Annotated in this window: 1 protein-coding gene; it reads right to left on the bottom strand. The window is 55.9% G+C overall.

All coding sequences use genetic code 11. The features are described 5' to 3' along the window. On the bottom strand, nt 1-2,351 hold a 2,351-nt coding region (locus AC27K1_RS21500), incomplete at both ends, for an Ig-like domain-containing protein (RefSeq protein WP_487152845.1).

Raw genomic sequence — 2,351 nt, 5'->3', positions numbered from 1 at the left:
AGCGTGAAGTTGGCCGGGTTATCGTTGTGATCCGCGTCCGTGTCGTCGGCCAGTACGTCAATGGTCAGGATTTCATTTTCATGGCCCGTGGCGGTATCGGGCATCGCCACCGGCGTGTCATTGGTGCCGGTGACCGTAATGGTGACCGTTGATTCCGAGGTGGCTCCCTGGTCATCGGACATTTCATAGCGCACGATGACCGTGGTGCTCTCACCACTGGCCAGGTAATCAAAGTCACTGCCCGGGTCAAACTGCAGCTGGTTGCCGTTGATACTGGCGGCGCCACGGTTTGTCAGTGGTTGGCCGTTAGTATCGACAATCTCAACATCGTCGAGACTGAAGTTGGCCGGAATATCATTGTGATCCAGGTCCGTATCATCGGCCAGTACGTCAATGGTCAGGATTGCGTTTTCATGGCCCGTGGAGGTGTCAGGCATCGCCACCGGCGTGTCATTGGTGCCGGTCACCGTAATGGTGACCATTGACTCTGAGGTGGCCCCTTCGTCATCGGACATCACATAGCGCACGGTCACCGTGGTGCTTTCACCGTCGGCCAGGTAATCAAAGTCACCGCCGGGGACAAACTGCAACTGGTTGTTGTCTATGCTGGCAACGCCATGACCGGTCAGCGGGTTACCGTCTCCATCGACGATTTGCACACTGTCCAGACTGAAGTTGGCGGGATTGTCGTTGTGATCCAGGTCCGTATCGTCGGCCAGCACGTCAATCAGCAGGGTTTCGTTCTCATGCCCCGTGGCGGTATCAGGCATCGCCACCGGCGTGTCATTGGTGCCGGTCACCGTAATGGTGACCATTGATTCTGAGGTGGCCCCTTCGTCATCGGACATCACATAGCGCACAGTCACCGTGGTGCTCTCACCACTGGCCAGGTAATTAAAGTCATTACCCGGGTCAAACTGCAGCTGGTTGCTGTCGATAGTGGCGGTGCCACGGTTTGTCAGTGGCTGGCCGTTAGTATCAACAATCTCAACATCGTCAAGGGTGAAGTTGGTCGAATCATCGTTGTGGTCCAGGTCCGTATCGTCGGCCAGCACGTCAATGGTCAGGATTTCGTTTTCATGGCCCGTGGCCGTATCGGGCATCGCTACCGGCGTGTCATTGGTGCCGGTGACCGTAATGGTGACCATTGATTCTGAGGTGGCGCCTTCGTCATCGGACATCACATAGAGCACGGTCACCGTGGTGCTCTCACCACTGGCCAGGTAATTAAAATCATTGCCCGGGTCAAACTGCAGCTGGTTGCTGTCAATGCTGGCAACGCCATGACCGGTCAGCGGGTTACCGTCTCCATCGACGATCTGCACACTGTCCAGACTGAAGTTGGCGGGATTGTCGTTGTGATCCAGGTCCGTGTCGTCGGCCAGTACGTCAATGAGCAGGATTTCGTTTTCATGGCCCGTCGCGGTATTGGGTGTCGCTACCGGTGTATCATTGGTGCCGGTCACCGTAATAGTGACCATTGATTCTGAGGTGGCCCCTTGGTCATCGGACATCACATAGCGCACGGTCACCGTAGTGCTCTCGCCACTGGCCAGGTAATTAAAGTCACCGCCGGGGACAAACTGCAGCTGGTTGTTGTCTATGCTGGCAACACCATGACCGGTCAGCGGGTTACCGTCTCCATCGACGATCTGCACACTGTCCAGACTGAAGTTGACGGGATTGTCGTTGTTGTCTGCGTCCGTATCGTCGGCCAGTACGTCAATGGTCAGGGTTTCGTTTTCATGGCCCGTGGCGGTATCGGGCATCGCCACCGGCGTGTCATTGGTGCCGGTGACCGTAATGGTGACCATTGATTCGGAGGTGGCCCCTTCGTCATCGGACATCACATAGCGCACGGTCACCGTGGTGCTCTCACCACTGGCCAGGTAATCAAAATCATTGCCCGGGTCAAACTGCAGCTGGTTGCTGTCGATACTGGCGGCGCCACGGTTTGTCAGTGGCTGGCCGTTAGTATCAACAATCTCAACATCGTCAAGGGTGAAGTTGGTCGAATCATCGTTGTGGTCCAGATCCGTGTCGTCGGCCAGCACGTCAATGGTCAGGATTGCGTTTTCATGGCCCGTGGCGCTATTGGGTGTCGCTACCGGTGTATCGTTGGTACCGGTGATCGTGATGGTGACCGTTGATTCTGACGTGAGCCCTGCGTTATCGGACATTTCATAGCGAACAGTGACTGTAGTGCTCTCACCACTGGCCAGGTAATCAAAGTCACTGCCTGGCTCAAACTGTAACTTGTTGCTGTCAATGCTGGCGACGCCATGGCCGCTCAGCGGGTTGCCGTCTCCATCAATAATCTGCACGCTGTCCAGACTGAAATTGGCTGAATG

This window comes from Kistimonas ophiarachnellae, from assembly GCF_057552235.1.
This window is presented reverse-complemented; position numbering and strand designations above follow the sequence as displayed.